The 6,767-nt window shown below is 45.4% G+C and carries 4 protein-coding genes; all 4 read left to right on the forward strand.

Translation table 11 applies throughout. The annotated features are described in order from the left end of the window. Positions 1-139: 139 nt before the first annotated feature. Positions 140-1,387 (forward strand): exonuclease SbcCD subunit D, encoded by a 1,248-nt coding sequence (locus tag B4G81_RS04990; RefSeq protein ID WP_294080735.1) that lies wholly within the window; start codon positions 140-142, stop codon positions 1,385-1,387. Between the two features lie 2 nt (positions 1,388-1,389). After that, positions 1,390-5,331: an AAA family ATPase gene (locus B4G81_RS04995; protein ID WP_294080737.1), complete on the forward strand. Its 3,942-nt coding sequence runs from the start codon at positions 1,390-1,392 to the stop codon at positions 5,329-5,331. Between the two features lie 448 nt (positions 5,332-5,779). Beyond that, complete coding sequence (locus B4G81_RS05000; RefSeq protein WP_294080739.1) at positions 5,780-6,550, forward strand: ADP-ribosylglycohydrolase family protein; 771 nt, start codon at positions 5,780-5,782, stop codon at positions 6,548-6,550. Next, positions 6,547-6,767 (forward strand): hypothetical protein (locus tag B4G81_RS05005; RefSeq protein WP_294080740.1); only part of this gene is annotated, 221 nt, incomplete at its 3' end. The genes B4G81_RS05000 and B4G81_RS05005, both read left to right, overlap by 4 nt.

Consider the following 6,767-nt stretch of genomic DNA (forward strand, 5'->3'; position numbering starts at 1 on the left):
CAGGGCAGAGGTCGCCGGTTCGAACCCGGCACGGTTCACTCAAAAGTCTCAGCGTAAGTTGGGGCTTTCTTTTTTTACAATCATTTGATTTTCAATTTTTCTTACTATTTTTGAAAGAAAAACAGGAGCATAGGTTGATATGATACGGATTTTACATACGGCTGACTGGCATATAGGGCAACTCTTCCACGAGTATGACCGCACTTATGAGCACCGCCAATTTTTTAACTGGTTACTCGATACCCTTTCTGAAGAACAAGTGGATGTGCTGCTGGTCAGTGGAGATGTGTTCGACTCGTCCAATCCTTCGGCGGCATCCATAAAAATGTTTTATACCTTCCTTAATCGGTCTGCAAAACAGAATCCCCATTTACAGATTATCGTTACCGCGGGCAATCACGACTCGGCATCGCGATTGGAATCGCCCAAACCCCTTCTGGAATCGTCCAATATTCATATCGTAGGTATCGTGGAAAAGGATGATGTCGGGATGGTGGACTATGGTAAAATCTGCATTCCCCTAAAGAATAAAGAGGGCCATACCGAAGCATGGTGTATTGCAGCACCGTTCCTGCGCTTGGGAGATTATCCTTCCATAACGGACAGCGCGAACCCTTATGCGGATGGAGTCAGTGCATTTTATAAGGAAGCCTGTGAATATGCAGCATCAATCAAGGAGCCCGGGCAAGCCATTATTGCCATGGGGCACCTGCATGCGCAACAAGCGGAGGTGGGCGATATAGACAAGATGGAGAGATTGATTATGGGAGGAGTGGAATGTATTTCCGCGACGGCATTCAACGAGAAACTCCGGTATGTGGCATTGGGACATATTCATAAAGCCCAGCGTATCGGGGGTAAAGAACATGTCCGCTATAGTGGCAGTCCGTTGCCGATGTCTTTTTCTGAAACGAATTACAAGCATCAGGTCATCGTTTTCGATATGGCAGATGATGCAATCGATAGCCTGAAAGCTCTTGAAATTCCGGTATCAGTACCCTTGATGAGGGTTCCATCAGTCCATAGTTCACTCACCGAAGTACTCATATCATTATCGCAATTAAAAACTTTTGAAGGAGCCCCCCATACCGCGCCTTACTTGGAAGCAAGAGTGTTATTGGAAGGGCCGGAACCGGGTTTGAGGCACAAGATAGAAACTGCGCTGGCCGGTAAAAATTTCAGATTGGCCAAGATTGATGTGCGTTATAAATCTACTGCTGCGAACCCCGATAAGGCTGCCACTGCTGATCCGGAACAACTCAACCGGCTAAAACCGATTGAAGTGCTGCACAAAGTATATCAAGCCAAGTATGACAATCCTATCCCCGCAGCATTGCAAAAGCTTTTTCAACAAGTCGAACAGGAAGTAAATGAATGGGAGGCATAACAATGAAGATACAAGTTATTCGGATGAAAAACCTGGCCTCTTTGGATCGCATGACTGAAATTGATTTTACCCGGGAACCGCTCTCTTCCGCAGGTATTTTCGCAATAACAGGTCCCACGGGAGCAGGCAAATCCACCATCCTCGATGCTTTGTGCCTTGCCTTGTATGCCGAGACACCGCGCTACAAGCTGGCGGACAATAGAGTGGATGTCCTGGATGTGCAGGGAAGCACCATCAAGCAGGATGATGTACGTGGGATCCTGAGGGATGGCACATCCGATGGTTTTGCAGAAGTCGATTTCGAGGGTGTCGACGGACATTCTTACCGTGCCAGGTGGAGCGTGAGAAGAGCGCGTAACAAGGTTGATGGAAATTTGCAGGCTTATGAGATATCCCTGAAAAATATCACGACCCGGCAGGAGGTGCCGGGCAGAAAAACCGAACTGCTGGTAGAAATTGAACGGTTGGTCGGATTGACTTTTGAGCAGTTCACCCGCTCTGTCCTGTTGGCGCAAGGCGATTTCACCGCTTTCCTGAAAGCCGGAAAAGATGAGAAATCATCCTTATTGGAAAAGCTGACCGGCACCCATATCTACTCCGAGATATCCAAAAAAGTCTATGAGCATTACAAAGAGCAACAGCAAAAACTCAGGGAACTAAATCTGCAACGTGAAGGGATAGACACCCTTACCCATGAAGAATTGGCCGAACTACAGGCAAGGAAAGAGGAGTTGACCATTCTCATCAAGAACAACGAGAAAAAAAGTGAGGCGCTCAACAAGGAGATTAACTGGCATGAGCAATGGGCGAAACTGGAGGAAGGCGTGCAGACAGCTGCCTCCCAACACGCACAAGCAATCTCTATCAAAACAGAATCGCGGCACCGGGAACAGCTTTTACAACAGATTATCCGTGTCCGGCCTGTGAAAGAAATAGTGAATAACCTGTTACATATCCGCGAGCAAATCGATGCCAAGCAATCAGCCATCAATGATAACTCTTCGAAACTGATGACACAGAGAGAGGAGAAAAAGGCTGCCGACAGGGCGTTTGACCAGGCCGTTGCCACCCTGGAGACCGCAGCCCAGAAAGAAGAAGAGTCGCAACCGTTGTTAAACAGAGCAAGGGCGCTAGACGTGCAGCTTACCGAAAAGGCGGCGCAGGTAAAACGGGCGTGCGACGACTTCTCCGCCATCTCCGAGAAAATAATCGGTCAAAAAGAGCAGTTGTCATCAGCAAAAAAGAATTTGACGGATCTGGAAAAAGAAATCGATGGGTTAAGCCGCTGGAAAAATGAAAATGAATTCCGACAGCCAATAGCCGAGCAGGAGAGTCTAATCTTATCCAAACTGACTGATGCGGAAGAAATCCTGAAAAGCTTGCATGACTATACCACAAGCATAAAGGAAGCAGAAAAAAAATGCCTGCAACTGGAACAGGAAAAACAAATTCTTGAAGATAAGAGAAACAGCCTTCGTACCTCCCAGCTACAGCAACAGAGTGAATTTCAGGAGCTGTACACTACCCTATCGGCTATGCCTATTCAGGAGCTGGAAAATGAAAAAATCTCGTTGGACAGCCATATCGAGGAGATGGTGGCGGCAGAAGCCCATTGGAAAATATTGTACCGGGCAATTATCGAGAAAGAAAATACAAACAGCTTGTTATCAAACAATAAAAAAGAATTAGAGCAAAACAAAATACTGCTTTCCGAGGCAGAAAACCTCCTGCCGATAAAATTGGCAGAAAAGGATACCGCGTTGAAGTCGCTTGAAAAAGCAAGGCTGCTGATGGCTGAAAGCGTGGAACGACTGCGGGAGCAATTAGAATTCAAGAAACCCTGTCCGGTCTGCGGTAGCACCGAGCATCCTTATGCGGAAAAGAATCCATTAGCAGATTTGCTCCTTTCGGAACAAGAAGCCGCTTATAAGCAGTATGAAGCCGCTTATGCGACACAACTGGCACTTCACAGTCGTCTCCGGCAAATCTGTGAGGGATTGGAAAAGTCGATTGGAGAATTGGAAATGACACTTGCCGATAAAAGCGAATCAATAAAGAATCTCGAGTCAAAATGGTCGGAATTTCGGATTTCCGGTGAGTGTGGCAAATATCCGCCTGCCGACAGGGCGACATGGCTGCATGATCAGTTACAACAACACAAAAACCGTCAACAACAATTATCGGAACAAATACAATCCTACGGGAAACAGAAAGAGCAGCTGGAATTATACAAATCTGATCTTACCGCACTGGATAAAGAATTGACCGATTACGAGAACCGGATAAAGGATAACGAAAGGGCGCTGAAGTCGCTACTGGAACAGCAACAAAATAATACTACAGCGCAGCGGAAGGCTATCCACAATTTGGAGGGTGTGCAATCTGCAGTGGCTATTTATTTTCGTGCCGAAGAGTGGTTTAAGAACTGGCAGCATAATCCCGATGCTTTCGTGCAACAAATCCGTGAATTTGCCTGCAATTGGAAAAATAACACTACCCGTTTAGAAGAGCAACTCCATCAACAAAAGATGACAGTTGAAAAAATAAAAGAATGGGAAAGCCGGCTAAAGGATGTGGAAGAAGATTCCCGGAAAAAAGGTGAATATCTCGCCGACTTACAGTCCCGGCATAAAGAGTTGACCGACCAGCGGGAAGCAATTTTCAATGGTGTGCCGGTAGAAGAAATGGAAGTTAAGTTAAAAGAAACGACTCATGTGGCAAAACAGGTTTTGGAAGAGCAGAAAAAGAAAGTCGATGCGATACTGTCGGAAATTACCCGCCTCGAAGCACTGCATGGGCAGTTGGAGAAGGATGTCGCCACATTGATCCGGCAGGAAACAACCGTCGACGAGCAAATCGAAGATTGGATTGTTCACTATAACCGGCAATACAATGCCGTACCGGGAACCCCTGTTCCAACCCAATCGGAAGGCGATACCTGTCATACCCCACAACAAGATCCATCACATACCTCAACACAACATCCACCATATGCCTCGTCACAACAACCATTACATGCCTCGCCACAACAACCATTACATACCTCGCCACAACAACCATTACATACCTCGTCACAACATCCACCATATACCTCCCGACAAGCGTCTGCGCTTAGCCGTGAACAGCTGCTCTCCCTCTTGGAATTCACCCGGGAGTGGATAGAAAACGAAAGGCGGGAGTTGCAGGAAATCGACACCGCAGTGATGCAAGCCGAGTCAGTTTTGGGAGAACGTACCAAGGCGCTGGAAAAACATCTGGAAGAACGTCTATCGGAGAAAACATTGGATGAACTATCAGTTTCACAGGAATATGTGCGTGAATTATTAAGGAAAAGTTCACAGGAGGCCAATGAAATCGACTTTACCATAAAGCAAGATACCCTCAACAAGCAACGTATAGGATCGTTGTTACAAGAGATAGAGAAGCAGACCGCCATAGGGGAAGACTGGGCAAAACTCAACGACATCATCGGATCGTCAGACGGCAAAAAATTCCGCCAGATAGCGCAGGAGTACACATTGGATGTGTTGTTGAGTTACGCCAATGTGCATCTGGAAATTCTAAGTAAACGCTATCTCTTGCAGCGCATCCCCAACTCATTGGGGTTACAGGTGGTAGATCGGGACATGGGGGATGAGGTGCGAACGGTCTATTCCCTTTCCGGTGGTGAATCATTCCTCGTCTCGCTGGCATTAGCCCTGGGGCTGGCCTCCCTCTCCTCCAGCCGCATGAAAGTGGAATCACTTTTCATCGACGAAGGCTTCGGCTCACTCGATCCCGCCACTCTCAATATCGCCATGGATGCGTTGGAACGGTTACACAACCAAGGTCGTAAAGTCGGCGTGATCTCCCACGTGCAGGAAATGACCGAACGCATACCGGTACAGATTAGGGTGAGCAAGCAGCAGAGCGGAAAAAGCAAGGTGGAAGTGATGTCGGTATGAAAATTACCCTTGGCGCAGGGAAATAACCGAACGGATACCGGTAAAGGTCAGTATTCATGGTTTCTGCAACGATACTTTCCATTCTCAAAGACACAATATCAAATAAGAGTTTTAGTGAAAGTTGAGAATTCGATTTATTTTAAATTACTGATATGTGGACATTTATTGTATTTGTTATTTTCCTTATACTCATTTTGTCAACCTTTATTAGGGTTATGATTTATGGCAAAGGAATATTCAAACCGGATTTTAAAAGGGTTGATTTAGAATTTGGCAGAAAAAAGAAAATTTCCACAAATTGGAATACCCCTTTTGGCAAGGGTGTTTATTATATTTTTCTGATAATTATGCTATTGTCATTGTTTTTGATATTTTATCGACTTTAAAAAGTCAAGATTTTAGTATTTGTTGCAACTTAATGATATTTAATTTGTAAAAACATATAGTTATGTTGGGAGCAATAATAGGAGATATAATCGGTTCACGGTTCGAGTTCAACAATACCCACTCGATCGATTTTGAACTGTTCACCCCGGAATGTGATTTCACGGATGATACTGTTTGTACTATTGCAGTGGCGGATGCCCTTCTAAAAGGTATTCCATTCGGCGATAGCCTGCACTCCTGGTGCAGGAGATATCCCTATCCTAAAGGTGCCTACGGAGGCTCGTTTACTCGATGGATACATGATGACAATCCGCATCCCTATCACAGTTTTGGCAATGGATCGGCGATGCGTGTCTCTCCTTGCGGCTGGATTTCAAGGGATAGAGAGATAGTGTTACGGAAAGCGTGTGAATCCGCTGAATGCACCCACAATCATCCGGAAGGTATCAAAGGCGCCTTATGTGTGGCCGATTGTATGTATCATGCCCGCACAGGTAATGGAATGTCCCGACTTATTGATTTAGCCACAAAGGAATACGGTTATAATCTTGAGATGACCTGCGATTCAATCCGTAAAACGAATTCATTCAATGAAACGTGCCAAGTAACAGTACCACAAGCGATCGTCTGTTTTCTTGAAAGTACCGACTTTGAGAGCGCCATCCGCTTGGCCGTGTCGATCGGGGGAGATAGCGATACCATAGCTGCCATCACCGGGAGCATAGCCGAAGCCTACTATGGCATTCCGGAACATATCAAGAATTCTGCTTTTGAGTATTTACCCGGCGAGTTCTTATCTATTGTACATAGATTTAAGAAGATGACATCATGAAAGATTTTAGTATGTATAAATACTTCAAAGGCGAACTGAAAAATCCATTCTCCGAAAATGATTTACTTGCTTCCAAATGGTGGAATGGAGAAAGATTATTTTATGAAAACGCCCAGAGTAATCCTCATTTTATTGACATTATCAGAAAACAACTAAAAGAAGCTATTGAAACCAATAATGTGAGCAGTATCTTAGAACCTGTTTTGAATTTACTTCC

The organism is Proteiniphilum sp. UBA5384 (assembly GCF_002410825.1).
Classification (GTDB): domain Bacteria; phylum Bacteroidota; class Bacteroidia; order Bacteroidales; family Dysgonomonadaceae; genus Proteiniphilum.

What these genes read in the sequence shown, in the direction of transcription:
- B4G81_RS05000 (WP_294080739.1), top strand. Translation starts at nt 5,780, where the DNA reads ATGTTGGGAGCAATAATAGGAGATATAATCGGTTCACGGTTCGAGTTC.
- B4G81_RS04990 (WP_294080735.1), top strand. Translation starts at nt 140, where the DNA reads ATGATACGGATTTTACATACGGCTGACTGGCATATAGGGCAACTCTTC.
- B4G81_RS04995 (WP_294080737.1), top strand. Translation starts at nt 1,390, where the DNA reads ATGAAGATACAAGTTATTCGGATGAAAAACCTGGCCTCTTTGGATCGC.